This window comes from Agarilytica rhodophyticola, from assembly GCF_002157225.2.
In the GTDB taxonomy this organism is placed as follows: domain Bacteria; phylum Pseudomonadota; class Gammaproteobacteria; order Pseudomonadales; family Cellvibrionaceae; genus Agarilytica; species Agarilytica rhodophyticola.
Map to the genome: position 1 here is coordinate 3570022 of NZ_CP020038.1, position 26796 is coordinate 3596817.

General features: G+C 38.0%; 21 protein-coding genes. 10 read left to right on the forward strand and 11 right to left on the reverse strand.

Features of this window, described 5'->3' with window-relative positions; genetic code table 11:
• Positions 1-35: 35 nt before the first annotated feature.
• Both BVC89_RS14925 and BVC89_RS14930 read right to left on the reverse strand, forming a co-directional pair.
• The gene (locus BVC89_RS14925; protein WP_086931958.1) at positions 36-647 is read right to left on the reverse strand and encodes a hypothetical protein; all 612 of its coding nucleotides are present in this window, start codon (positions 645-647) and stop codon (positions 36-38) included.
• Between the two features lie 723 nt (positions 648-1370).
• On the reverse strand, positions 1371-1877 hold the full coding sequence (locus BVC89_RS14930) for a hypothetical protein (protein WP_086931959.1): 507 nt from the start codon (positions 1875-1877) through the stop codon (positions 1371-1373).
• Positions 1878-2999: 1122 nt separating this feature from the next.
• Between BVC89_RS14930 and BVC89_RS14935 the strand changes: the two genes are divergently transcribed.
• Positions 3000-3650 (forward strand): hypothetical protein, encoded by a 651-nt coding sequence (locus BVC89_RS14935; RefSeq protein WP_103654270.1) that lies wholly within the window; start codon positions 3000-3002, stop codon positions 3648-3650.
• A gap of 24 nt (positions 3651-3674) precedes the next feature.
• On the opposite strand, the gene BVC89_RS14940 is transcribed toward BVC89_RS14935, so the two are convergent.
• Genes BVC89_RS14940 through BVC89_RS14950 form a run of 3 tightly spaced genes read right to left on the reverse strand, consistent with a single transcriptional unit; the run spans position 3675 to position 7455 of the window.
• Positions 3675-4769: an ABC transporter ATP-binding protein gene (locus tag BVC89_RS14940; protein WP_086931961.1), complete on the reverse strand. Its 1095-nt coding sequence runs from the start codon at positions 4767-4769 to the stop codon at positions 3675-3677.
• Positions 4766-6442, reverse strand: coding sequence for an ABC transporter permease (locus tag BVC89_RS14945; RefSeq protein ID WP_216824983.1), 1677 nt, complete (start codon positions 6440-6442; stop codon positions 4766-4768). The genes BVC89_RS14940 and BVC89_RS14945 overlap by 4 nt, the downstream gene beginning before the upstream one ends.
• On the reverse strand, positions 6433-7455 hold the full coding sequence (locus BVC89_RS14950; RefSeq protein WP_086931962.1) for a Fe(3+) ABC transporter substrate-binding protein: 1023 nt from the start codon (positions 7453-7455) through the stop codon (positions 6433-6435). Before BVC89_RS14950 ends, BVC89_RS14945 begins: the two co-directional genes overlap by 10 nt.
• Before the next feature lie 494 nt (positions 7456-7949).
• On the opposite strand from BVC89_RS14950, the gene sodC reads away from it, so the two are divergent.
• The 3 genes from sodC (at position 7950) to BVC89_RS14965 (ending at position 10331) form a co-directional block, all read left to right on the forward strand.
• Complete coding sequence (gene sodC, locus BVC89_RS14955; protein WP_086931963.1) at positions 7950-8465, forward strand: superoxide dismutase family protein; 516 nt, start codon at positions 7950-7952, stop codon at positions 8463-8465.
• Positions 8466-8702: 237 nt separating this feature from the next.
• Positions 8703-10100, forward strand: a complete 1398-nt coding sequence (gene asnS / locus BVC89_RS14960; protein ID WP_086931964.1) for an asparagine--tRNA ligase — start codon at positions 8703-8705, stop codon at positions 10098-10100.
• A 21-nt stretch (positions 10101-10121) separates the two neighbouring features.
• Positions 10122-10331, forward strand: coding sequence for a hypothetical protein (locus BVC89_RS14965; protein ID WP_086931965.1), 210 nt, complete (start codon positions 10122-10124; stop codon positions 10329-10331).
• Positions 10332-10397: 66 nt separating this feature from the next.
• Here the strand turns inward: BVC89_RS14965 and BVC89_RS14970 are convergent, their stop codons facing one another.
• The 6 genes from BVC89_RS14970 to BVC89_RS14995 form a co-directional block, all read right to left on the reverse strand.
• Positions 10398-11804 (reverse strand): carbohydrate-binding protein, encoded by a 1407-nt coding sequence (locus BVC89_RS14970; RefSeq protein WP_086931966.1) that lies wholly within the window; start codon positions 11802-11804, stop codon positions 10398-10400.
• Between the two features lie 791 nt (positions 11805-12595).
• Complete coding sequence (locus BVC89_RS14975; RefSeq protein ID WP_086931967.1) at positions 12596-14251, reverse strand: class I adenylate-forming enzyme family protein; 1656 nt, start codon at positions 14249-14251, stop codon at positions 12596-12598.
• Positions 14248-15120, reverse strand: coding sequence for a class I fructose-bisphosphate aldolase (locus BVC89_RS14980; protein ID WP_158657964.1), 873 nt, complete (start codon positions 15118-15120; stop codon positions 14248-14250). Before BVC89_RS14980 ends, BVC89_RS14975 begins: the two co-directional genes overlap by 4 nt.
• A gap of 26 nt (positions 15121-15146) precedes the next feature.
• Complete coding sequence (locus BVC89_RS14985) at positions 15147-16436, reverse strand: 3-dehydroquinate synthase II domain-containing protein (RefSeq protein ID WP_086931969.1); 1290 nt, start codon at positions 16434-16436, stop codon at positions 15147-15149.
• Positions 16437-16891: 455 nt separating this feature from the next.
• On the reverse strand, positions 16892-18274 hold the full coding sequence (locus BVC89_RS14990) for an aspartate kinase (protein WP_086931970.1): 1383 nt from the start codon (positions 18272-18274) through the stop codon (positions 16892-16894).
• 3 nt (positions 18275-18277) lie between these two features.
• On the reverse strand, positions 18278-18733 hold the full coding sequence (locus BVC89_RS14995) for a carboxymuconolactone decarboxylase family protein (RefSeq protein ID WP_086931971.1): 456 nt from the start codon (positions 18731-18733) through the stop codon (positions 18278-18280).
• A gap of 454 nt (positions 18734-19187) precedes the next feature.
• On the opposite strand from BVC89_RS14995, the gene BVC89_RS15000 reads away from it, so the two are divergent.
• Genes BVC89_RS15000 through BVC89_RS15025 form a run of 6 tightly spaced genes read left to right on the forward strand, consistent with a single transcriptional unit; the run spans position 19188 to position 26775 of the window.
• A complete protein-coding gene (locus BVC89_RS15000; RefSeq protein WP_086931972.1) occupies positions 19188-20030 on the forward strand; it encodes an SGNH/GDSL hydrolase family protein in 843 nt (280 codons plus the stop codon).
• Positions 20030-20479, forward strand: a complete 450-nt coding sequence (locus BVC89_RS15005; protein ID WP_086931973.1) for a GNAT family N-acetyltransferase — start codon at positions 20030-20032, stop codon at positions 20477-20479. The genes BVC89_RS15000 and BVC89_RS15005 overlap by 1 nt, the downstream gene beginning before the upstream one ends.
• Positions 20480-20481: 2 nt before the next feature.
• Entirely contained in the window at positions 20482-21030 is a 549-nt protein-coding gene (locus tag BVC89_RS15010) for a nitroreductase family protein (RefSeq protein ID WP_086931974.1), read from the forward strand.
• Positions 21031-21034: 4 nt separating this feature from the next.
• On the forward strand, positions 21035-21610 hold the full coding sequence (locus BVC89_RS15015; RefSeq protein ID WP_158657965.1) for a nitroreductase family protein: 576 nt from the start codon (positions 21035-21037) through the stop codon (positions 21608-21610).
• Positions 21611-21613: 3 nt separating this feature from the next.
• A complete protein-coding gene (locus tag BVC89_RS15020; protein ID WP_086931976.1) occupies positions 21614-25135 on the forward strand; it encodes an AMP-binding protein in 3522 nt (1173 codons plus the stop codon).
• On the forward strand, positions 25132-26775 hold the full coding sequence (locus BVC89_RS15025) for an NAD(P)/FAD-dependent oxidoreductase (RefSeq protein WP_086931977.1): 1644 nt from the start codon (positions 25132-25134) through the stop codon (positions 26773-26775). The genes BVC89_RS15020 and BVC89_RS15025 overlap by 4 nt, the downstream gene beginning before the upstream one ends.
• Positions 26776-26796: the final 21 nt, after the last annotated feature.

The following is a 26796-nucleotide window of genomic DNA, read 5'->3' on the forward strand; positions in this document are numbered from 1 at the left end:
TGGGCCTATAAAAAGGCCCACAACTAGATCTTGCTCTATCTGGGTACCCAACCAAAAGATTCTTTAACAATAGCAGCAATGGTTTTATTGGTATTAAGAATTGCGTGAGACAACTGTACTTGCTTTGGTGTCCAGTTTTCAATCTCTTCCATGGCGAATATTGAATAACACCAAGCTAATACCACGATACGTCCCAACCTTAATTCAGATAATATTTTTTCCTTTATTTTGTGTGTTTTGTCGTAAGGTGGTTTGCCCACGTCGATGACTCTTGGGTTATCGTTATCAAAGTAGTTGTGCTTGTTTACCAGCACTTTGGCTTTGCTACAATCTTGTGTATGTAATTCAGGGTCAAAACAACCTTTGGGAATAATTTTTCCTGTTTTAGGGTCTACTCGTGCCCCTTCATGTTGGCCATGTCGTCCCCCTAGTATCGTGAACTTTGAATCCTTTTGCTTTTGTAAATGCTCTACCAACGGTGTCCACGACTCTTCCCCTGTATAGGTAACTGACAGATACAAATTGCCTACCTTAACCCAGGGGCAACTTAATGTTTTGCCAAACTCTCTTTTGCTTATACATTGATCGTTATATCGTCTATCTAAAAATGCTTGAGTAGCACCACTGTTAGCATCAATTATTTCCATAGTATCTCCATTATTTTTTTGTTAATGCAAATGTATTTTGGCGCGAAAGACAACCTTGCTATTTTTTTGTTGCTTTATGTGTCACAAGGAAAAGCGCTTATTGCCTCGTTTGACGCTATGCATGATGCATGCCGTGTAGCTGTATTTATATGTTAACTACTAAAAAGAGATGTTTGCTGAGCACAAAAGCTTCGTTTTTTTTAATAACTAATGTCTTTCTATGCAGGATTGCTAAAAAAAAATAGTTTACTAGCTGAAAGGTTTTGAGTTGTAAGTTTTTTCGACTTTTAATAGATTAACATGTATATGATTGCCCCTTGATTTGTATATTTAGAGTTAAATAATTTTTTGAAATTATTGTTTCAATCTGAAATATCATATCTTTCACCTAAAGATGTATCAAACGATCCCAACTAATATGGGGATATTAACAAGGGCTATATCAATAAGATAAATATGGAGTTTTTCCCAATGAAAATATTTCTTAGTAATGCCAACTTTCATAAAATTAAAATATACATGTTTTTTCGCCGATACTAAATAATTAAATTTTGTAGATAGTGTGATAGTAAAATAAGCCCTCTATAATTAAAGGTAAAGAGGGCTATTGATAGTGATATTTGGTGCTACAAATAAAGAATTACTTACAAATAGCTAAATTGTATAAAGTGATAAAAAAACCAATTCCATTAACTACAAATAACTTTAACATGCAGCAGTTTTTTAATGATTACTATGCATATCTCTCAGTCTTTCCCGTAACTCTTCTCCGTAGCCACGGCCACCATTACCAAACGCACCGCGCACATGTCCATTTGCCCCTGCCGCCGCGTTAGCCCCAACCCAATGTACGACCGGTCCTCTTACGGGATTTGCAGCACGTGCTAAATGATCACCACGAGTTTTTTTCTTTCCATTTTTTGCCCTTTGATTTTCTATCGCGACTAAACGAGCCATATTTTCTTTAGTTGCAGGTTTATTCATAAGTGATGGGTAGTCTTTTGCTATATTAGCTAAAGTTGAGGCTCCCCAGCCACGTCTTTTAAATGCTTCTCTTACAGTAATATGAAGATCTCCAACGGTAGGCGTTGACATAGTGGCATTAGCGCTTCGAGCTGATCTTGCTTGGTGCGTACCTCCGTTACGTGTAGTTGAAGTTCTAGTAGCGCTATGCTGATGAGTATGATGAGTGCGATGTTGATGAGAGTTGGTGGTAGGGTGTGGACACATAATATTTACCTTTTTCTATAAATAAAATCGAATCGACTATATCGAATCTCACCGCTAAGTGGGGATAAGTAATTAAATTGTTCGAATATTTTTATTTTTTGGGTGTGTGTAAATTATTAAACCTGTCTATTTTTAATTTATTTTTTAAAATACTAAGACATAATATTTTCTAGCTTGAAAATATTTATAAAAATTTTTTCTGTTGTTAAATTTAATATACACTGTTGTGCGGATAACAATAAAAATTTTGAAGTAAATTAACGGCTTTTATTTAATATTTAACAAATTAAGTAATGTCTGTAATGAGAGTTTTAATTTAGAAGCCGCTTATGTCTTATGGCATAATATTTGATCTTCTGTGGTATGAATTTTACTCGTTTATTGATACGTATTAAATGTAATTAATAATATACTGAACATTATTGCTTGTAATCGACACTATTGATTACGGAATATTGCTATTTAACTCGGCCTTTATTGGTCCTCTATTAGCAAGGCATGTATTTGTAATAAATAGTTTAACGAAAAATAGGTTGATAAAAAATAGATTAATGGAAGACCAGTTGGTGGGTAGATATAAGTCACTAAAAATTATTCTTTAAAGTTACATTGCCGTTATTATTCAACAGTCAGTTATTACTTAATAGAGAAATAGCTGCTTCATAAATAATACTATCCATTTATAAAAGTTATAGCATTGGTAGTGTGAATTATTTTGAGTGGGCTTAAAATGACACGGCAAAATCTATCGCTGTTCTAGTTTTGATTCTGCAAATTTAGTGTAATTATAAACCATGTCTCTGCAATGGGTGAAAGCTAAAAATATACGAAGGGGGTTTGTGTGATGATATTTTATATAAGTATTATAGATCTAAAAATAGGGGGATATACTACAGTAAAACTATGATAAAAAAGGCAAAATATTTCGTTGCTATAACTGGAGTACAGAGTCAATAGTTGGCCGACAGGTAAGTCCAATATGTTTCATTTACTAAACAACCCTACTTATAACCAGGTGTTTTTTAACTTGACTCAAAGTGTCAAATTTTACTCTACGTTATTACATTTTCAAAGATGTATGCTTTAATATATAGTTATTCACTGCACTTTGAGAAATACCTGATGAACTTAGAACTTGATCATTTCTTTATTCTGGTAGAGCCAGAAGCAAAGATTGCTGATGAGTTAGTGTCTATAGGGATGAAGGAAAGTGTGAGTCGTATTCACGAAGGACAAGGCACTGCAAATCGCTGCTTTCGGTTTTCCAATGTTTTATTGGAGTTTCTATGGATTCGAGATTGGCAACAAGCCAACAGGGGTAAGGTGGGTAATCTATTTCTGCCCCAGCGAGTCAAGTATCCGCAGGCATCGCCGTTTGGTGTTGTCTTGCATAGGAAGGATGGCTCCGATGTAACGATGCCTTTTCCCGGCTGGGAGTATCAACCAGATTATTTCCCAGCGCCTAAAGCTTTTCATATCGGTGATAATGCCAGTGATATACTCGAACCTTTATGTATTTATGCGCCTTTTATCGAGCCTTCAGAGAAAACATCAAATACGATTGTCGAGCAAGGAAACTTTAAGTACGTACGCAATGTTTGTATTTATACACCTGTGCAAGTTATGTCAGAAGCGTTAAATATTGCCAATACTGTTGAAGGCCTTTCTATTATTAATGACGAGCAGCATCTTATGGAAATTGTGTTTGACGATCACAGCCGTGGTTTATGCAAAGACTTAAGACCCGAAATTCCCTTGGTTCTTTACTGGTGAAAACAGGTATCGATAAAAAAGGCACTACAGTGTATCGCCACCGTCAAATACAACCAAGTGCTGTAGGTCTGTTGTTACAGGTAAATAATCCCCTATGGCCAGATCAATATGGCTAGGGGTCACACACAGTACCTGCTGTTTATCGGGTAGCGAGAGCAGGTACATATACTCCGCGCCGCGGAATAGCTTATCCACAATAACAAAGGCCTTATCGCTCTTGGCATCGTAAACCAGGTCATCTGGCCTGACTAACACGCCATAATTTTTACCGGCTTGCCACTGCTTATTATTAGCGATTACGCCCAAACTATTTTCCAGCTGACCTTTTGCATTGGCACATACTTGTATGACTTTTCCTTCACCGATGAAGTTGGCAACGAAGGGCGTTTGGGGCTGGTGGTAGAGTTGATAAGGTGTATCCCATTGTATCAATTGACCGCTGTTCATTACTCCTATTTTATCGGCGATTGCAAACGCTTCATGTTGGTCATGCGTCACTAAAATAGCGGTAATTTTATGGGCTTTAAGTACCTTACGTACTTCTTTTGCAATGATTTCTCTAAGGGTTGCATCTAAGCTTGAGAAGGGTTCGTCGAGCAGTAAAATATCGGGTTTGGGCGCAATAGCTCTAGCCAGTGCAATACGTTGTTGTTGTCCTCCAGAAAGCTCATGGGGGTAGCGGTCGGCGACCTCAACTAGCTCTACCATGGCCAGTAATTCCATCACCCTTTGTTGACGCTCATCTGCAGTGAGATGTCGCAAACCGAAGCTGATATTTTTCGCAATAGATAAATGAGGGAAGAGGGCAAAGTCTTGGAACACCATGCCGACTCGACGTTTTTCCGGGCTGAGTGAAAATCCAGGGCGACTGACCAACTTTCCAGCCAGCTCAATATGGCCATTGATCAAAGGTTCAAAGCCGGCAATAGCTCTTTGTAGGCTCGTTTTCCCGCAACCTGACGGCCCTAATAAACATCCAATATCACCTTTCTCAAGGGCTAAGTTAATATTGTTGACGGCAATGTGCTTGCCATAATGGACGGCGACATTTTTTAAGAATAGTTGCCATTGATCTGAACATTGATTGGAAAATTGGTGAGAGGATTCTGTAGGTGTCATAAATTATCTTGCTGTTGGCTAATCGTTCGCGACAGTAACAATACGGGAATTAAGCCTACTATAACAATCGCAAGGGAAGGTGTGGCAGCATCAATAAGACGTTCATCAGAAGCCAGCTCGTATGCGCGCACGGCAAGGGTATTGAAATTAAAAGGTCGTAATATCAATGTTGTCGGCAGTTCTTTTAGTACGTCAACAAATACTAAAAGTAGGGCGGCGATAATACTGCTTTTTAGCATGGGCAAGTGTATTTTATTGAGCACCATAAAAGGCTGGTGCCCAAGTGTTCTGGCCGAGTCATCGATACTGTGCCTTATTTTACTGTAGCCTGAATCTAATGTCTGAATCGCTACTGATAAAAAGCGTACCAGGTAGGCAAAAATGACAGCGAACAATGTGCCGCTAAATAATAGGCCGCTCGACACATTAAAGCTTGCTTGTAGCCAAGTATCCAATTGTCCATCAATATAAGCCAATGCGATTAGTACACCAACAGCGATCACTGTGCCAGGCACCGCATAACCCATACTTGCTGTGCGCGTCATAAATGATGTAAAGCGGCCATTGTTTGACAACCGTAGAGAAAAGCACAAGATCACGGCAATTATTAGACAGAGTAAAGACGACACGGCGGCAAGGCCGAAGCTATTTATCACCAGTGCTACAAAGCCGTCATCGATATTAGCCTGCCATGTTGTGGTGGCCCAAATCAGCAGTTGCCCAGCGGGTACAACAAAGCCCAAACAAAGGGGAAGTGCACACCAAAGTGTGCATGACAGTGCTAAGAGGCCCGATATTGGCAAACGTGGTAAACGTTTTTGCACGGCTGTGGCATTGTGAAAACGCATGCGTTTACGAGAGTATCGTTCTACAAGGATAAGAGTAGCGATGAAAATTAATAGCATGGAGGATAATTGCGCAGCAGCAGTTAGGTCGCCCATCCCGAACCAAGTGCGAAAAATTCCGGTAGTAAAAGTGTTGATACCAAAGTACTGAACAGTGCCATAGTCGGCTAAGGTTTCCATTAGCGCCAGGGTCATACCTGCGACAATGGCGGGACGAGCACAAGGTAATGCCGCACGCCAAAATGTCTGCCAAGGCCCATTACCCAGCGATCGACTCACTTCTAGAAGCGCGTGCGACTGTTGTAAAAAAGATGCTCGTACAATTAGGTAGACATAAGGATAGAGCACCAGAGAGAGCATGCAAATTGCACCACCCATGGAGCGCACTTCTGGGAACCAATAGTCGTTATAGCGCCAGTTGAAGGTGGCTCGCAGAGCACTTTGTATTGGCCCGGCAAACTCCAGCATTCCAGTGTATGTATAAGCAATAATATAGGCAGGCATGGCCATAGGTAATAGCAGCGCCCATTCAAATAGTCGACGGCCAGGAAAACGGCACATACTCGTTAACCAAGCAGTGCTTGTACCTAATATAAATGTGCCAACAGCAACTCCCAACATAAGTGTTAGAGAGTTTTTCACATAATCTGCTAAAACTGTATCAACGAGGTGCTGCCAGGTATCAGAGTATGGCTGCGCAAGATTAGCAATGATTACCGACAGAGGCATTGCCACTAGCACGGTAATCATGAATGTCATGACAAACCAGCGATTACTTCGCTGGCGCCAATGAGAAAAATAAAGTGTTTTTGAGGCTGTTATTTCCAACCGTTGCGATCCATGGCTTTAACCGCTTGCGCATTTAGTTCGCCCAATTTTTCCAGCGGGATATCGTCGGCTTTAAACTCGCCCCAGCTATTAAGTGTATCACTCACTTTGACACCTTCTCGTACTGGAAATTCGTGGTTGATACTGGCATACCACGATTGACTTTCTTCAGTAAGCAAAAACTCAATTAATTTGATCGCATTGGCTTTATTCGAAGCCGCTTGAGTAATACCGATACCACTGACATTCATATGGGAACCGCGATTAGTTTGATTTGGCCAAAACAAAGCGACCTGTTGTGCAATTTTTTTCTCCGCAAAATTCTCTGAATTGAGCATAGCACCTAGATAATAGGAGTTAATAATCGCAACATCACATTGACCTGCCACAATTGCCTTCACTTGATCGCGGTCACCACCGCGAGGAGGGCGGCCCAAGTTAGCGACGAATTTCTTGATCCAAGTTTCTGTTTCAGGCAGTCCTTGATGAGCGATAAAGCTGGCGACTAGAGATTGATTATAGATATTGTCCGAAGAGCGTACGCAGATACGAGCGCGCCACTTGTCATCTGCCAAGACTTCATAGTTAGATAACTCGCTGGCTTTTACCCGGTCTTTTGCATAGACCATAACTCGCGAGCGAAGAGAAAGACCGTACCAGTAGTTATCCGAGTCACGGTATTGCGGTTTTACTATGCTGTCGAGTGCGGGAATTGCCACGGGTTGAAGGACTTTTGCTTGCTTGGCTCGGAATAAGCGGCCCACATCTGAGGTAATCAAAACGTCGGCAGGAGATCTCGGGCCTTCGGCTTTTAGCCGTGTTAGCAATGCGTCGCCTTTACCTGTTACCAGGTTTACTTTGATATTCGTTTGTTTGGTAAAACGATCGAGTAGAGGCTTTATTAGTGCTTCTTTGCGTGCTGAATAAACATTGACTTCTTGTGGGGCTGAATAGCTATCGCAAGAAAGGATAAAAAGGGCGGATGATAGTAGGTAAAAAATAAATTTTTGCATGATAAATTCAAATTTTTAGAGTCTGTAGAATAAATATTATCATTAGTTAAGGTGACAATGTAACCACAAATAAGAATTATTCTCATTTTTTCGCTTGCATGCTAATGATACACTAAATTTGACGTGCAAAAGATTAAATTATTATAAAACTATAGATAACCAGATTCTTGATAAATTCTATTAATCCTTCCCATAGAAGATAACTGCATGTTTTTTATACCTTATCGCAATAGTATGGGGTGAATATCTGGGCCTAAGTAGCAATCGATTCTGTGACAACAACAAAGTGATAACGTAAGTTCATTGTGCAAACATCAGTGGATAAAAAATACTCGTATAACAATGACTATCAATATAGAAATAAGAAATAGCGAGCTGTCGTTATACTGATAACAGAAGCGGTGGTAGGTATTGTTCAAAAAATACCAAATAGAATATTCATCATATTTAACAATGAGCTTTTGGTTGTAAATAAATTATAAGGTACATAAAACATGAAAAGATTAGTTATTGCCCTTGTTAGCGTATTATCTTTGCCTGCTGTAGCCAGCATCACAATTCCAATGAACTTTGTGGATGTAGATGGAGTGGGTAAGTCTGCAGGCAGTGTCATCGCTGCGGCATCGGATTTCGGTGTGGTATTTACACCTAACCTCAAAGGCTTACCTGCCGGCTTACATGGTTTTCATGTTCATCAAAATCCAAGCTGTATGCCAAAGGAAAAACAAGGAAAAATTGTTGCTGCATTTGCAGCCGGTGGTCATTTCGATCCCCATAATACCAAACAACACGGAGTACCCTGGGGCAAAGGCCACTTGGGCGATTTACCAGCATTATATGTGGATCAAAATGGCAACGCGCGTCAACCGGTATTAGCTCCCAGGTTAAAGCTCTCTGATTTGAAAGGCCGTGCGCTAATGATTCATGCTGGAGGCGATAACCATTCCGATCACCCTCAGCCACTAGGTGGTGGCGGTAGCCGCATTGTCTGCGGTGTGACTTCAAAGTAACAGCTAAACAGTAACAAGTATTAATCAGTGATGAAATCTCTTCTGTACTTGATGAGCTTTATTTGATGAGAGGATTGTCTTAGTCGTTATTGATGTAGCCGTTTGTAAGGAGATTACTAACGCTGATTTATTCGCGCTATGTCAATAAAACTTACAATAAATGAGGACGACAAGGCGCTATTCCTTTATCCTCACAACGCAAATCAACATTAATGATATCAGTAAAGAGATTTTTGCATGAACAAATATACAGTCGCCGATATTTTTCGAGGTGAAGTTGCAATTGATAGTGATGTGACTGTCAAAGGTTGGGTGAGAAGCCGCCGAACATCCAAAGCGGGTATATCTTTTGTCGCTTTACATGATGGCTCCTGCTTTGACCCCATTCAATTGGTGGTGCCGCAAGAACTTGATAATTATGAGAGCGAAGTAGCCCGTCTAGGGGCTGGCTGTGCCATTATCGGCAAAGGCAAGCTTGTTGCTTCAGAGGGGCAAGGTCAAACGGTTGAAATTCAAGCCAGTAGTGTTGAGGTCGTTGGCTGGGTCGATGATCCTGAAACCTATCCTATTGCTAAAAAACGTCATACTTTTGAATACTTGCGCACCCAAGCCCATTTGCGCCCTCGAACCAATGCTATTGGCGCGGTAACACGTTTGCGCAGTACTCTTGCTAACGCCATCCATAATTACTTTCACAGCAATGGCTACCATTGGATTAATACGCCTATTATCACTGCCAGTGATTGTGAGGGCGCGGGGGAAATGTTTCGTGTATCGACCCTGGATATGGCCAACTTACCTCATGGTGACAAAGGCAAGATAGATTTTGAGAAAGATTTTTTTGGTGCTGAAAGCTTTCTAACGGTGTCAGGTCAGCTCAATGTTGAAGCTTATTGTTTAGCGATGTCTAAAGTTTATACTTTTGGCCCTACTTTCCGAGCAGAAAACTCTCATACCAGTCGTCATTTAGCTGAGTTCTGGATGGTTGAACCAGAAATTGCTTTTGCCGATTTAAACGATGACGCAAAACTAGCAGAAGACTTTTTAAAACATTGTATTAGATCTGTGCTAGAGCAGCGCGCTGATGACATGGCGTTTTTCCAGCAGCGTATAGATAAAGATATACTGACTCGTTTAGATGGCGTACTGAATTCTGAGTTTGTGCATATGGATTATACCGACGCCATCGATATCCTTTTAAAGAGTGGCCAGAAATTTGAGTACCCAGTAGAGTGGGGCATTGATTTAGCTTCCGAGCATGAGCGCTTTTTATCCGAGCAGCATATTAAAGGCCCGGTAATTCTGAAGAATTACCCGAAAGAAATTAAAGCCTTTTATATGCGTTTAAACGATGACGAAAAAACCGTTGCTGCGATGGATGTGTTGGTGCCAGGCATCGGTGAAATTATCGGCGGCAGCCAACGCGAAGAGCGTATCGATGTTTTGGATACACGCTTCCCAGATAAAGAAACAGCTGAACATCTTTGGTGGTATCGAGATTTACGTCGCTATGGTACTGTTCCCCATGCAGGCTTTGGTTTAGGGTTTGAACGCTTGATAAATTATGTCAGCGGTATGGAAAATATTCGCGATGTTATTCCATTCCCGAGAACCCCCGGTTCATCTGCATTTTAAAGTTTATTTATAATATCGCCAATGCAATTACCAAGTATCAAAGATGGGCTAACCCAAAAGCAGCGTGTGGTGCTCTTTTGTTTGCAACAACTGCAAAAGGAAAGAAATGGGCGTAATGTGCCGTCTTTGATGCTATACGGACGAGTGGTGGAACATGTTGATATGGGAACTGAGGAGTTTCAAAATATTCTTCAACATTTACTGGGTGTAAATGCCTCTCAACTCAAATAAAAATCCCCGTTAGTTATTCTACCGAGGATTTTTTATTTTAAACCGGTTGTATCTTTATAACAGCGTTTATAAAAACTCGTCGAAAAAGCCGTTAATGCCGTTGCGGATTCCGTTAAAACCGAAAATCCAAGTATCTTCTACTACATCAGAAAAATCAAAGCCGCCGGCCTTAATTGCTGGATTATCGTAGCCAGTTTTACCCAAACTATCATTCGCAACTTTTCTCGCCTCGCGCCACAGCGCACCAGCCTCCGGATCTGACACGGCGCGGTTCCACTGTGAACCATTATGGGTGTGAAAGCCTGGTGTTGAATTGCCTCCGCCATTACCATCGTCGATTTTATTGTATTGCGTATTTTGTTTAACGTAATTCAATGCGGCCGTTCTTGTTTGATCCTCATTCCACTGGCTATGTTGTACAACATGAATACGTGTTCTTGTATTAACATTCGGTAATTGTTGTTTGACTCGGCGTACAATATCCGCTGTAAAATCAGATTGCCCAGCTTCTTGTACCCACACATCGCCACCATTTCTAAGTGTATCAATAACTTTTGCTGCCGTTTGATTTAATGCATTATTGTAATTGTTATGAGCATCCGACCATCGACTACTGCCAAAGGCCATATTAAACAAACGTCCTGCCGGGATGAATTGCCCACCTTGCTTACCATACGCACCCGCAACAGCATGTACTTTGACATTATTAAAACGTGGATCTAACAGCATTGTACCTAGACCAGCAACTGAATGAATATCATCGGCGTCGGGTTTGCCATCAAAATTAGCTAATAACATATCTTTAGCGATATCAAAACGTCCCAGCATCCCGGAAGGCGCCGAGCCTTCTTTACTTACGCGAATCCAATTTAAGTTGAAATTACCCGCTTGTACCTGCACTCGAAGCGTATTTTGGCCGCGGTTTAGTTGACCGATAGTTTCAGTTATCGTGTTCCAAGATTGCCAACCTCCGGTACTATTTACCGTAAATGTGCTGCGTGATACACCGTTTACTTCAATCGTAAACATACCGTTACCTGGCGCTGATGCAACTCGTGCTTCAGCTTTATAACGGCCAGCATCTGAAACATTAATTGGAAATTCTAACCATTCATTACCGGCGATCCAACCTACGTTAAAGCCGCCATTGGCATCTGTGGTTACCTGAATATCAACATCATCTGTGCGATGTTGACCACCAGTGTTTCCGGGTGTGGTATCGAAAAAATTTGAATAATCTTCGGCCTGAATAACGCCTGGAATTAAAACGCCATTTCCACCAGAACTGGCATCACAGCGTTCTGAAGAACACATGCAGACACTTTGTGAACTTTGGCTGTCTCTACAATCTGTTGCTCTGTCGCCATAAGTTGCTCGACATTCAGCAGTAGTATTACATTGATCTTGTGCAAATACTGAAGCTGAACCCGCTATGGATACAGCCATAAATGCAAGTTTTGTTAGTTTTTTCATGTGTTATCAAACCTTTTTGCATATTTAAAGTAGTGTTTTTGATGCTTGTATTAGTGTCGCGTCCAGATATTGCTATTGCATTTCATCCGATTGAAAAAGAATTATTATTTGGTTAAGTAAAATATTTCTTTTTTCTTATCTATATTTGTATTTATATTATTTTATTTTATAGTGTATTCAGTGGTGGCTGATAAGTTGCTGTGTAAATTTTTTGTTTTTAAAATTAATAAACTGTATTTTTAAATTAGAAAAATTAAAAACCTTTCTCTTTTTCTATTTTGTTCAACTTCTCTTTTTTATAAGGAGGGATTTAAGGTTTTTTATTTTTTGAAGTCAAGTGACGTATTTTTTGTGTCTGTTAAAACACTTTAAAAAAGTCGTCAAAAGTAAATTTCATAAGTGTCCTCCAATCGTTTTAATAGTTTTTAAATTAGATTTTTTTATGGTTTGTCATTTTAATTGTCTTTTTTTGTTGTGGAATAAATGGTTTTTAATTTTTTGTTAAAATTTGTAATGTACTTTAAATATAAATAGGTAGAGACTTTTAAGTGGCGGCATAAAGCTCAAGCGGGGAGTTACAAAGTTTTCAAGAATAGTTGGTTCACACTTGAAAATTGAATGATAAGAGTCATTGACACTATCTAGATAGTGTCGGTCCATTGAAAGTTACGAATGCCATTGATAGTTGGAGGAATGAAAGGTAACAATATCTAAATTGATTCAGACTAGAAGAAGCACACGTCCTTGTCGCCTCCGTTGTGTCTATATGAATTAAAATATTTTAACAGCGGTTAAATGTGGGAAACTTTTAGATCGGCTTCATCATCGATCCGTAGTTCTCTTTTTAGCACTTTACCTGTTATCCCTTCAGGCGCATAACTTGTTTGGGGTTTGGTTACTGAAATTGCATGCAATTGAGGTTTACCGTTATCTTTCAGCCAAATATTGATATCCTGCAACATGCTTTTTAATTGTTCTTCATCATGTTGCTTGGCGACAAGATCGACACGGATTGAAGCGCATACTTTTCCATCTTGTTTATTATCTTGATATACGGTGCAATCAAAGATGCTATCAAACCTCTTCATAATTAGCTCCTCGGTAAGTAAGCTATATATGTTTCCTTCCGTTGTTTGTATTGCATCGGTAATTCTATCAATGTGATAAAAAAACCCTTGTGTGTCTCGATATACTAAATCACCTGTAATCCAATAACCCTGACATGTGAATTTTTCCGTAATATTTGTGTTATTCCAGTAACCTGGCGTTAACGATGGTGATTTTATACCTAAGCGTCCAACGGTGTTAGCGCCAAGCACATTGCCATAAGTGTCCAATACAGCAGCATCGACCCACCCTTGAGGCTTACCTACGCAGCGGTCATAATTTCTCTTCTTACTGTCATGAAACACTGTAAACAAGGATGACCCCATTTCAGATGAACCTAAACCATCGATATAAGTTGAGCCTTTTTTAATGACGCCATCTTCCTCATGACTTCCCCAACGGGTAATCTCCTTGACATGACGTTCATGAGCGGCATCACCGGTACTGCGCCAATAAAAAACAGAGTTTAATAACGAAGGATCGACTTCTTCACGTACCATTTCTACAAATATTTTGGGGAAGGCTACGACAAAATCAGCTTGAAATTCATTAATTGACTGAGCCATACTCGCCGGAGACTTATCACTTTGTATTTGCACAGGACAACCTCTAATTGTTGCTTCCATCAAATATGCAATACCCGAGTTATGCGAATGGGGAAGGGCACTAAGATAACGTTCGATATGAGGTATTGGGTTTGCAAGACGGAACTTAACACCATGAAGGTAAGCTTGGTGCGCTGCAATTACTGCTTTGGGGATGCCTGTAGTGCCTGAGGTATGGGTGAGTAATACCGGATCCTTAGCATGATGGCAGTAGGGAAACACCTCAGGTAGTTGACTCATCGGCTCGTCTTGTAACACCTCGGCAATATCATACGCCTTCGGCTTGAAGCCAATAATGGAAAATACTTCTTTTATTTTCTCCAAGCGTTCAGTGGTTGCTAAGACAAGTTTTGCTTCAATACGATCCAAGTATCGCCCGGCAATATCACAAGATAGCTTAGAGTTTATAAGTGCTGGAACTGCACCAATACTTGTAATAGCAACATACTGAATAAAGTAATCCACGGTATCATCTAGGAAAATACCTACAACATCTTTTGGCTCTACTCCCATACTATGATAAAACGCAGACCACTCTCTTGCGAGATCAGCCATGGACTGTAATGAAAAGCTCTTATATGGTTTTCCATGAAAACCCATAACAGGCTCTTGTAAAAACATATAGTCTGAATCTTTTTGTGGATTGCTTGCAAGCGCCTGATGTAAAAAATTCCCTGCACCGAGGTCTTCATCTAGCGCTAGTAAAGAGATTTTATTTGCGGGCAATCTGCTCATATTGTCTCCTTGGAGTGCGTTGCGGTCTTTACTGCGTGTGGCTTACTTTTATAAGCAGAGCTTTTTTCTGAAAGTAAAACATCATAGTTTCTTCTTTCATCATTTATCATACATAAACGAATTCTTTCCAACATTAACTCTTTATGCTGATGTTGAAAGATATTTCGTCCAGCACAAAGGCCTGATGCACCATGAGCAACTGCCACTGAGGTGTTTTTTAAAAAAGTATCTTCATCCGTTAATTCTCCACCTGCAAAAAATACTTGAGTACTATCGCTCACGTCGCTCAATAAATTAGAAATAAAAGAAATGCTTTTGGGAAAACTAATTTTTATAGCGTCACAACCTAATTCAATTGCTAGACGCATAATAATCTGCATTCTATTAATCGCTAGTTCTTCATTTTCTACCATCACTTTATCGTAGAGCATTGCCAGTACAGGAAGACCCGCGTTATGTGCCTGCTCAGTTACTGCACTAAGTAAAGTGAGATTGTGCGCATAATTATTTTCAGTAAAGTTAACTTGAACAGAGACAGCGTCGGCTCCTAAGCTTGCTGCTGTATCTACTTGAGTTACCATATACTTGGTATCATTTTCTTCATTGAGATTAGACATCCCATTTAAATGAACAATAACACCGGTACTTTTAAGAATGGCATTTTTCATGATTAACTGTTCGAGCATTCCACGGTGGGTAATAATGCTGCTAATATTTGGATTGCCAATCCACTGAGCAATCTCATTAGCAGAACTTATTCCCGTCAGTGGCCCTGCAGTTAAGCCATGATCTATCGGTACTATAATACCAAAGCTTTCATTAGAGAATAGTAGTCGTCTTTGACGTAATTTTCGGCCTATATAACTCATTACCATACTCCCGCTTAAACATTAAATTACTTTTCCATAATATTTTCGTCGATTTTAATACCTACATGACGTCCTGTTTCTGTAACATAACCAAGCACTTTGTCGCCAGCTTTTAACTCAGAAATATTGAGCGGCTTAGCATCGTGAGAAAATATACGTACATGCCAGTCGTCCTGCATAATAACATTGACTTCTTCACCGCCTGGAAAACGTACCTCAATTAAGCGTAAGGGGCGTTGCTCGGTTTTTATTCGGCCCACCGGCGCCGTTCTTACTCGACCTTTCGAATTGACAAGCATGACACTGGAGCCTGCTTTTAACTCAGACATATAATCTGTTCGGTCTTTGGTGTTATACACATAGCTATGAACTGCACCTGCATTAACACGGAAAGGGCGTAGCTCCATATATGGTAAAAAGTAAACTTCTGGACAGCAAAGAATACCCCCTTGCGATGTTGAGCCCACCAGCATACCTTCATCTGGATCAAATAAAGTAGCAGTATCAATACAAGCTCGATACCCCATTCCTACCGGCCGAGTGCCAATGACAGTGCCGACCTGAAGGTTTATTGATTCGTTTTCCATTACGGTGATACGTGCTACAAACTCATCTATTATGTCATGATTTTTAGGGGAAAATATTACTCCCTCTGCACCGAATTCCATGACGCCCAAGGTTACAATGGCATCATCCACATCCTCAGGGGTGCTGATTTGTTTCATCAGAATTGTCTGCGTTTTTTGTAATGATGCTATGACCAACTCCAGGGGAATGTTCGTTGGATCTTTAAATAGAATCGCGAGGTAGTCCGCTTTCATACCATCATAGATAGAACTATGTAAGCTATCATTATCATCGACGAAACAGTGATAACATACATTTAAGCCATCCTCCTTTAAGCTGACTAGTTCATCTATGTCAGAAAAGCTAACGACCATTCTCTTGGTTTTGTCATCTTTAAACTTAGCGTACAGTTTTCCGGACTTAAACGTCTTTAATTCATTGGCTGTTTTTAAACGAAGTATAACAAGCATCCGAGAAGGGATAGCTTTTAATAAAGCATCGATATTATTAGGATACACAATGATGCCAGTATAACTAAGGTTTATTATACGATTAAAAACTGAGTCATCAGGTGTGCTTTTTTCCAGATTTGCCGTATCGTACCAAATAACGGGCCCTGATAAATTCTCACGCTTTGAAGTCTCTGATTTCTCAATATTCTGTAGTTGGACAGCTTTGCGTCGGCTGACATTTTTCTCCGTCACAAATTTTTCGTTTTCTTCTAATAGAGCCTCGTTTGCCTCTGACATTTCTACCGCCTTAATTATTCTATGAGTATTAGTTTTTGTTTGATAACAATAATATAAAAAATGTTAGCAATATATAAGCCATTGTTACAGTGGTTTGTTATCTTCTGGTTGTGTTGTTAATTTTGGATAAAATAAATGTATAAAATCTTTGATCATATAAGTAGCTATTAGCGTTAACACCTTAAACTTGAATGAAAATGCATTCATTAAAGTTTAAGGTGTTAAATTTTTAGTACATTTAAGTCTTAATTATATTACATGAAGATAACTTTTTTATTTTAGTTTCTGTCATGTGATGTTGCCGTCGTTTGGTTGAGTGCTATATTTTTTAAATTAACCACATGTTAATTTTCCTACAACTATATAACCTTTTATTCAAGATGTACTTGATGATATTAAGCAGGATGACGGTACTAAATAGATACGCTTGAAGATGATATATGTTCAATACACCTTCATATCACCATATCTAGCTCTAGTTGCTCCTTGAATATTAGTTGATGTATTTCTGATAGAATAGTCTTGGAATATCTTTCAGGAATTAACCAGTTTATCAAGTGATCGCTACTACCTAACATTAGGCATCTAATAGGGTAGGCCGAGAGATAGGACAAAATGCTATTTTTTAAATTTTCATCTGATAGAAAACCATTGCCGACAATGGATATAAGATGGAAATTTTCTTCTATATGAACTTCTGCGATTGATGCTAAGTTTTCACTAATATTATCCAATAGCTCATCGTTGTCTTGTACGGTGGGAGTATCAACTAGGATGCTCAGTGTATTATCTGTATATGCTGTCCAGTCTGAGTGTAATTTACTCTTTGCTAATCGAGAGAATAATATTTCAGGGTCAATTTTTTCTGCTTTTGTATGAACCCTAGCAGTTATGAGCGTTTGTGACTTTCTTCGTGTTATAGATACTGGGCCTATATTATTATTGGATGCTGTGGTTTTGATCCAAGTGCAGTTACCTTTAGGGTTATTGGTCGCACCTATTAAGACAGGTATATTGGATCGCATTACTGGAGCAATGGTTTCAGGATGAACCACTTTTGCTCCAAAGCGAGCCATTTTAGCAGCTATATCAAAGGTTATTTCAGAAAGAGGTTTTGCTTCTTTAATTTCTCTTGGATCAACAGTAAATATACCTTCCACATCTGTCCATAACTGTAGTTCTTTCGCACTGAGAGCTTCAGCAAGCAACGCTGCAGATAAATCACTACCTCCACGTCCCATTGTGATAACATTTCCGCTTGTTGCATCCTCTGCCGTGAATCCCTGCGTAATAACGACACTACCTAGTGGTTGCTGTGCAAAGAGTTCAAGACAGTGACGCTTTATGCTTTCAGTATCAGGTTCGATGCCCGTACACCCTAAGTCATTTACCTTTATTAAATCACGAGCATTAATTATTTGATTCTCAATACCACATGCGCGAAATATAGAAGACACTAATTGTGATGATATCTTTTCTCCCATCGCTAGAATAAGATGGTGAATATGTTCTGGCATATGATTTTGCGTATTTGACATTTTAGTCAAATCATCCATCCATGAATCGAGCATATGTTGGCACTCTTTCTCTATTGTCAAACCATACATTGGTTCCAACAGTTTTTTCATTCTTCTATGAATCTTGTCTAATATATGTAACCTTTCTATACTAAAATCAGTAGCACATAAGTCTGCTAAAAAGTCCGTGATCTGGGATTGTGCACTAACTACCACACAAGTAATAGAAGTATTGTTTTGTACGATATTTGCGCACTTTAAAATCATTGATAATGAACCAACACTTGTCCCTCCAAATTTCGCTATTGTAACCTCTCTCATCGCTTAATCCTTAACTTGATAGGTTCCAGGTACGGTACCTATAGCTAAAATCATTCTATTCCAGCTATTAATTGTTAATACTGATAGGGTAATTTTTCCTATAGTAGATTTATCAAAATACGACGCCATTTCTTCAAAAATGGCATTAGGAACTTGTTTTTCTGAAACCAAAGTAAGCGTCTCAACCCAATGCAAAATGGCTTTTTCTTTTTTTGAATAATTAGGTGCTTCGCGCCATACAGGGAGCATATATATATCCTTGGCATCCATACCGTCCTTAAAGGCTTCTTTAGCATGCATATCTAAGCAAAAGGCACAACCATTTATATTCGAAGCCAAAATCTTAATCAGATGTAACACACGTTTATCCAATCCAATATCTGAAACTGTTTTTTCAAGCTTTAATAGGCCGGCATATATTTCAGCTGGCATATCTTTATAGGTCATTCTAGGAGTCATAATATTATTTCAACGAAAATTAAATTAGCGTAGTTTTAATACTTGATAAGAGCAATAGCTATGCCATTGCCTTAGGTTGGTTGTTTAATTGGCATGTTGTATGAAAAACATCAGGTATATCTTGCGAGAAATCGCTAGTAGCGGTGTAAGATACAATCTCGGTAAGCTAGTTTGATTTTTAGAGCGCATTTATTCCTGTGCTCAAGAATTTATATAAAAATCTATAAAATGTTTTAAAAAAAAAACCTTATGTACTAGATTCGAAACATCACCAAATGTAACTTTCTAAAAAAATATTTTCTTACGTTTAAACTCTAGTAACTATACCTAGATAGTTAGAATATATAGGCTATGACTACAGCATAGATGCAAATTCATATTTATCAAATGCAATATTCTCATGGTATACACTTTGCATTTATCTATGACAATTTAATCAAGATAGGTGTTAAAAATGGAAGAAAAAAAAGAATCCATTAGGCTTATTAGGTTTTTTCATCCTGAAAAGCGATTAGATTTTTTACCGGGAAGTGAAAATGTGAACGCCCTCGCTAATTTTTTTGGTTTGAGTGAACAAGAGTACTTAGACATAAAAGGTGAGTTTAGAGAAAATGTTGAAAATTGTGCTAAACAGCTAATAGAAGAACCAATTGTTTCAGAAGCAATTTCTACAATTAAACTTAAAACAGGCGATAGTATTGCTGTTATCGGTGACAGTCTAACAGACGACTATCAATCTTGGTTTGAAATATTAAAGAAAACATTTCAAATATTAAGACCAGAGTTACAGCTTCAGTGGCATAACACAGCTCTTTCTGGTGACACTAGCATGCAACTGTTTTCTACATTAAGTAGATTAGAATCAATTAAACCTGATTACTTATTTTGCTTAATTGGTACTAATGATGGAAGAATTCATGGGTCATTGAAGAAGCACTGTACTAGTATTGACGAGGTGTCTAATAACTTTGACGCTATAGAATCTCTTGGTAAGTCTGTGGCAACTAAGAAATTTATCTGGATGACACCTGTTGGTGTGGATGAAAGGCGAATTAGAGAAGACTGGTTGTTAACCCGAATGGGAGCTATTTGGGACGATAGACATATATTGAAAATATCAGATCTAATTATGTCTCGTGTCGAATCGAAAATAGATCTCAGGAAAATTTTGCCAGATGATAGGGAAGAGGTTTTTATAGAGGACGGGTTGCATTGGTCGCTTAGCTTTCAAAAACGAGTAGCGAGAAATGTAATTGAGAACTTTTCAGTGATGGTTAATGCAGATGGTGAAAAATAATGGAGATAATAAAAGCATCTGCGTATTACGAAGAAAGGCTATCTCATCTGTTTAAAGACTATCGAGCCTTTTATAAAAAAAATGATGGTCTGGAAGTATCAAGAGAATTTATTCGTGAGAGACTTTTAAAACATGACTCAATTATTTTTATATCGTTAATAGATAAAGAGCCTATTGGTTTTATACAAGTATACCCTACATTATCATCTATAAATGTAGGCGAAGTTTGGCTGATTAATGATTTATATATTGACGAAGGAGCTCGGGGATTAGGAGTCGCGTCAAAATTATTAACAAAAATAATTGATGAGGCTCGCTCCACTGATGTCGGAATGATAAGAATTTCTACTGAGTTAAAAAACTCTCCCGCGCTAAAGTTATACAAAAAATTAGGTTTTGAACCTGACAATAGGTTTCAACATTTCAACTACTTTGTTAAGGCGAATTAAAAATGCAATCGACTGTGGAGTTTCCCGAGGATGTTATCCCACTATTTGAAGCCGCGCTACTAGCACCTTCTTCATTTAACCTTCAACATTGGTTATTTGTATTGATTGAAAATAAAACCACCATCAAGCTTTTATTAGAAGATACAAAATTATCACCTGATGATTTTACGCCAAAATATCTAGTAGTAGTTTGTGGAGATCTTTATTCCTGGAGGGATGTAGACAATTGTTCTAAACATTTGGATCAAGAACAATTAGAAAATGCAAGAAAAAAATCGTCGATTGTCTACTCTGAGCACCCTACAACACAAAGGGATGAAGTTTTTAGAAGTTGTGGTTTGGGTATAACAAATTTTTTATGGAAAGCTGAGCAACAAGGGTTTAATCATATGTTTATACAAAATATAGATCACGATTTAATTAGAAGAGAAATAAATTTGCCAACAGATAAAGTGCTTGTCGATATCTTTGCATTAGATAAAAACATGGGCAAAAACACTCAGTTCGAAACCAAGAATATAGATGACATGCTAATAAATGATAGCTGGTGATACAATGATGAATATAACACAAAAACGCCTAGATAAAGCTGTAGAGTCACGTAGAGCTATTAAATATTTTGAGCCTTCATTTAGCATTCCAGAAAAAGATCTAATAACAATTATTACAACAGCCTTAAATATACCTACGCCAGATGATTGCACTCCTTTTCGTATTTGTAGAATCGAGAAGAATACTGAGCTAAGAAAAAAAATTCGCAATGTTGGGTTTGATCAACCACAACATACCGATGCAAGTATTTTACTTGCAATGTGTGTTGATTTAAGAATTTTAGCATCCGGCCTAAAGTTAGATCTGGAAGCTGATAGTCAGTTGTTAAGGGATAAGGCAATGTTTTACAGTGCTATGTTTTCCCAAGGCATCATGGTTTCCGCAGCAAGTATGGGATATGACACTTGCCCTATGATAGGTTTCTCATTTGACGAGGTTGGAAAACTCTTGAATAAACCAGAGCATGTGATCCTGACAAATTTTGTAGCACTAGGGAAGCGATGTAAAGCTCCGTTGCCACGAGGATCAAAGAGAGAGTTTAATAAAATAGTTTATCTGAATAATTTTCCGGATAAGTAAATAATGAGTATGCAAGATCTATATTTTTCTTTGCCAACACAAAAAAACAGCAAAAAAAAATGGAATCAACTAAGTTTTCCTGTGGATAAAGCGTGTGATATTAGACTAATCGCTTCAGTAGCTTTACAACTTGCTAGATTTAGCGGTCAAAGAAAAATTGATATACTATTAAAATCAACAACTAATGTATTAGACGAAATTCTTGCTATAGACATAGACATAGAAGAAGCTAATTATCTTGAAGATACGGTCACTGCTGTCGAAACTGCTCTAAAAAATGCAAGCAATTATGATGTGAAAAGTTTTGATATAGAAAATTATGATACAAAAGATAGTCGTTACCCATTAATAATAGGCGATGTTAGCACTATCGATGGTCAGTTTGTTAATATATTCTTCGATGATAATAAAGTAGTTATCAAGTATATTGAGCATCACTTTAATAAAAAAGGAATAGATCTTTTTTTCTCTGAAATAGAAAACACTTATAAGTCTCAGCGACAGAATTATGCGGATGCTATACAACGGCAAGTTTACCCGGATCCGGAAAACTCTATATCCACATCAATTATAGATATTTTTCTTAATCAAGTTGAATTAACACCAGAAAAGATAGCAATTATCGATGATAACGGTGAGCTAAGTTACAGGCAGCTAAATAATTGTGTCATGCATCTAGCATCTCAGCTGCAGAAGAATATTAGCGAAGGCGATCATGTTGCCGTTCTATTACCCCGAAGCAGTTATTCATTAATAGCAATGTTAGCAATAGCTTACTGTGGCGCGGTTTATGTACCGATGGATAACAAATATCCTATGCCTCACTTGCTACATGTTGTGGAATTAACTAAGCCCGTTATTATTATACAATCACAATCGGATGAACGAGTTATTATTGAAGGCAAAAGAAGCCTTGTTATCGAAAATTATTTCTCTAATATAAAAGATATCACAAAAAGAGAGGGATATGTTAATAGAACAAAAAGAGATCTATTGCTACCTTTTGCAGTTCTTTTTACCTCCGGATCCACAGGTCGTGCAAAAGCTGTTGTTCACAATCAACTTTCCTTTCTTTGCCGTTTTTACTGGTTGTGGGATACAGTTCCTTTTAATACTCATGATGTGGTTGCACAGCGAACTACAATAGGCTTCGGCCCGCATATTTGGGAGTTTTTGGGGGCACTCCTCAAAGGTGTGAAAACTATCGTTTTAACAGATGATACGATTTCAGATTCTACATTGTTACTTACTGCAATTAGAGACAATGGTATTACTAGGTTGTCTTTAGTGCCTTCACTCGTAAAACAACTAGTTAACCACGAAAACATAGATGAATACTGCCAGCACTTGCAGCTTTGTTCGATCGCCGGCGAAGCTATGAGTGTAGATGTACTAAATAGTCTGATTGAAAGATTACCAAATACTAAGTTTTATAATGACTTTGGATCGACCGAAGCGAATTGTTTGTTTTTCCATCAGTTGAGTCACACTCGCGCACAACGTTTACCTTTGGGTTTACCGAGTAGTGCGGCACGGATATCTATCTTAAATGAAAAATCTCAACCAGTACTCCCTTTTCAACCAGGTATTTTGCATGTAGGCGGTCCCACGATGGCACTGGGATACCTCGATGAAAGGGGTAACTTAGAGCCTATTTATCGAAAAAATCATGACACTATGGATACTGGTGATGTGGTTTATTACGAACCTTCAGGTGTGGTGATTCCTTTAGGTAGACGAGATAATCTAGTTAAGATACGAGGGATGCGTGTCGATTTGAAAAATACAGAGTCATTATTAAAAAAAATACTAGGATTAGAGGAACTCTCTTTATCGGTACAAACAACAAAACGAGGAGAAAAACAACTCATTGCTTTTTATACTGATCCTAGTAAAGAAGGGCGGATGCTCAAAAAATTAGTAAACAAATCTTTGCCTGAGCATTTTTGCCCAACATATTTTTATTATATTGAGAAGTTCCCATTATTAAAAAATGGTAAACTCGATAAGCAGTCACTAATTGCTTTATTAAAAAAGAGAAGTATTAACACTTCGGATTCAATATCAGAAAGAATACTTGATATCATCTGTGATTTAACTGAACTTCCACTGCGATTAGATAAAAATATAAAAGAAAATATTACTGATCTCGGTATAAATTCTCTTTTAATGGCTAGTTTTTTAAAAGAGATAAATAAACAGTTTAAATTAAACTGGCAACTTCCTGACCTTGCTGAGAGAAATTCTATTGAAGCTATAGTAGATTTTATAGAGCATAAAGAGGCCAGTTTTAGCGCGAATAGAAAACAAGAAACTATTAGTTTACTAGAAGACGATATTAAATCTATTTGTAGTTTGATTGCGGCTAACGATCATATACCTTCGGGAAAACACATATTATTAACCGGTGCCACAGGATTCTTAGGGTGCTTTCTCCTTCGTCATTTATTAGAAACAAGAGATTGTTTTATTTATTGTCCAGTGCGGGCCAACTCTGATTTATCCGCTAGGAGTAGATTTAAAAAAAACTTATCAAGATATGGCCTAGATGAGATTAGTGAGTCATCTAGAGTTAAAGTTTTTTCGGCCTATTTAGATTTCCCCAATTTAGGTCTGCAGGAAGACGAATTTGAGAGTCTCGCCAAATCTATAAATGAGATATTTCATTGCGCCTCGGAAGTTAATCATATTTATAGCTATAGCTCATTACGTCAAAATCATTTAGCTATGTGGAGTAATCTCACTAATATAATGAATCTATCGAAAATTAAGGAGTTTCATTTTATATCCTCCATTGCTGCCAATCGAAAGAAAGATGGATTTTGGCCTTCTGAAGATTTGCATAGAGAGGGTAGTGCTGTAAGTTCAGGTTATGGTCAATGTAAATGGTCAGGAGAACAAATTCTTGAAAAATATAGTAGTCAATATGGTATCAATGTACAGATTTATCGCCTTGGCGAACTATCTGTAGATGAAGATTCGGGTATTGGACGAGTGGATGATATTGTACATAACATGTTGGCTCTTTTTAGCGAACTTGAATATTACCCAGCAAACGATAGCATAGATGGCCTCGTATTGGATATTTTGCCGGTGGATTGGGCTTGTAAATTTATTTGTAAAGATAAAAAAAATAGTAACGCTCTTAATATTTACAATCTGTCTTCACCAAAACCTATTCCACTGAGTCAGTTTCTTAATACGCTTTATATTACCAAATCAAAAAACAAAACAGAGAAACAATGGTTTCTCGATATCCATCAAATTACCTTGGATAAAAAATTGAATTTTATAAATGGCTTGTCATTGTTTACTGACACAAGTAACAACTTTCCTCCTTGGTTTGATTATTTTACTCCAATTTTGTTGGACCAAAGTAACGTTTTATCCGTAATTAAAAGCGAAAATTTAAAACTTCCTTATGCCTCTAATGATAAGGTTAAACAGTATTTAAATAAATTAAACCGTAATATAGTGAGTCTAAATAATAAGGATTCACGGCAACCATTTGTGGAGAATCAATGAAAAATCTTGATATATTATCTGAATATGATGTCACGATTGTAGGTGGAGGCTTGGCCGGTTCCACGCTAGCTCACCAGATTCGTTTGGATCAAGAAGATCGAAAAATTCTCGTTGTTGAAGCAAATAGCTACCCTTTACCATTAGCAAAATTTAAAGTAGGGGAGTCCACAGTTGACATGGCTGGGCATTACTTAAAGGATATGCTTGGTTTAAAAAATTATCTTGAAAAAGAGCAATTACCAAAATATGGTCTGCGGTTTTTCTTGCCGGCGGTTAATAATACAGATATCACTAAACGTGTCGAAATAGGAAACTTAAAAAGACCCGAATCAAAAAGTTACCAAATAGACCGTGGTCATTTTGAAAATCATATGCGCAACCTTCTCCTGGAAGAAAATGTTTCGTTTATTGATTCTGCAAAAATATCAGATATATCTATCGGCCAACAAAGTGGTTTTCATGAATTTACTTTACGACGAGAAGGTCAAGAAGATAGGAAGGTTAAGTCTCGTTGGCTGATTGATGCTAGTGGACAAGCGCAAATTCTTAAAAAGCAGCTTGATTTAACAAAAAACGTAAATTCTAATCATTTTTCGGTGTGGTTTAGAGTCAACGATGAAGTTGAAATTAACGCGCTGTCTAATGATCCTGATTGGCTTGAGAAAGTGCCTGAGATTGCAAGAAAATTATGTACAAACCACTTATTAGGAGAAGGCTATTGGATTTGGATTATTCCCTTGTCAGGAGGTTGCACAAGCATTGGTATTGTGGCTGATTGCGAATACCACAGTATGAATAGTATGAATACACTACCAAAGGCTTTCGCTTGGTTGGATGAACAAGAACCTCAATTTTCCAGATATTTGAGGAGCTTTTCTGAAAAGGTTATGGATTTTAAGCGTATGGATAAATTTACTTATAGCGCTAAGCAAGTGTTTTCTTCCGACCGCTGGGCATTAACAGGGATTGCCGGCACGTTTACAGATCCTTTCTATTCACCTGGAACAGATTTTATCGCTATATCTAATACCCTAATTAATAAATTGATAATTGAAGATTTTGAAGGAAAAGACATCAGTTCTAACGCTAAAAACTATGAGCAGATGTTCTTTTCTGGGTTCGACCTTTTATTATCGACCGTCGAGAATCAATATGGAATTTTCAAACATAATTTGGCTATGTCTTGTAAAGTCTTATGGGATGCTACAACTGCATGGTCGGGCGTAGGTTTAGTTTTTTGTAGTGATCATTTTACCAATGACAATGTTATTGAGAAAATAGGTGAAGATTTATTTGTAATGTCTCAATTACACACTACCATGCAGCAGGTTTTCCGTCGCTGGAGTAAAACTATTAGTGATAGAAGTGTATCGGATAGTATTATAGTTGATCGAATAGATAATTTTACCCAACGTTTACAGAACAATTTGACTAAACAGTATGACGACGAGTCATTGGTTAAGCAGATCGCTCATAACCGAAATGTTATGTCGACCTTGGCAGTTGATTTATTTAGTTTAGTCGAAGAGAAAAATGTTGAGGAAACTGAGATTGCGATACTCGTTGATGGTTATCAACATCAGTCTGAAATATTTGGCGAATTGAAAGAATTATTATTTTATAGCAATAGTGTTAATTGATTTTAGTATTTTTTGAGGAAA

Coding starts and splice junctions, on each gene's coding strand:
- BVC89_RS14925 (WP_086931958.1), bottom strand. CDS start 647: ATGGAAATAATTGATGCTAACAGTGGTGCTACTCAAGCATTTTTAGAT.
- BVC89_RS14930 (WP_086931959.1), bottom strand. CDS start 1,877: ATGTGTCCACACCCTACCACCAACTCTCATCAACATCGCACTCATCAT.
- BVC89_RS14935 (WP_103654270.1), top strand. CDS start 3,000: ATGAACTTAGAACTTGATCATTTCTTTATTCTGGTAGAGCCAGAAGCA.
- BVC89_RS14940 (WP_086931961.1), bottom strand. CDS start 4,769: ATGACACCTACAGAATCCTCTCACCAATTTTCCAATCAATGTTCAGAT.
- BVC89_RS14950 (WP_086931962.1), bottom strand. CDS start 7,455: ATGCAAAAATTTATTTTTTACCTACTATCATCCGCCCTTTTTATCCTT.
- sodC (WP_086931963.1), top strand. CDS start 7,950: ATGAAAAGATTAGTTATTGCCCTTGTTAGCGTATTATCTTTGCCTGCT.
- asnS (WP_086931964.1), top strand. CDS start 8,703: ATGAACAAATATACAGTCGCCGATATTTTTCGAGGTGAAGTTGCAATT.
- BVC89_RS14965 (WP_086931965.1), top strand. CDS start 10,122: ATGCAATTACCAAGTATCAAAGATGGGCTAACCCAAAAGCAGCGTGTG.
- BVC89_RS14970 (WP_086931966.1), bottom strand. CDS start 11,804: ATGAAAAAACTAACAAAACTTGCATTTATGGCTGTATCCATAGCGGGT.
- BVC89_RS14975 (WP_086931967.1), bottom strand. CDS start 14,251: ATGAGCAGATTGCCCGCAAATAAAATCTCTTTACTAGCGCTAGATGAA.
- BVC89_RS14980 (WP_158657964.1), bottom strand. CDS start 15,120: ATGAGTTATATAGGCCGAAAATTACGTCAAAGACGACTACTATTCTCT.
- BVC89_RS14985 (WP_086931969.1), bottom strand. CDS start 16,436: ATGTCAGAGGCAAACGAGGCTCTATTAGAAGAAAACGAAAAATTTGTG.
- BVC89_RS14990 (WP_086931970.1), bottom strand. CDS start 18,274: ATGAGAGAGGTTACAATAGCGAAATTTGGAGGGACAAGTGTTGGTTCA.
- BVC89_RS14995 (WP_086931971.1), bottom strand. CDS start 18,733: ATGACTCCTAGAATGACCTATAAAGATATGCCAGCTGAAATATATGCC.
- BVC89_RS15000 (WP_086931972.1), top strand. CDS start 19,188: ATGGAAGAAAAAAAAGAATCCATTAGGCTTATTAGGTTTTTTCATCCT.
- BVC89_RS15005 (WP_086931973.1), top strand. CDS start 20,030: ATGGAGATAATAAAAGCATCTGCGTATTACGAAGAAAGGCTATCTCAT.
- BVC89_RS15010 (WP_086931974.1), top strand. CDS start 20,482: ATGCAATCGACTGTGGAGTTTCCCGAGGATGTTATCCCACTATTTGAA.
- BVC89_RS15015 (WP_158657965.1), top strand. CDS start 21,035: ATGATGAATATAACACAAAAACGCCTAGATAAAGCTGTAGAGTCACGT.
- BVC89_RS15020 (WP_086931976.1), top strand. CDS start 21,614: ATGAGTATGCAAGATCTATATTTTTCTTTGCCAACACAAAAAAACAGC.
- BVC89_RS15025 (WP_086931977.1), top strand. CDS start 25,132: ATGAAAAATCTTGATATATTATCTGAATATGATGTCACGATTGTAGGT.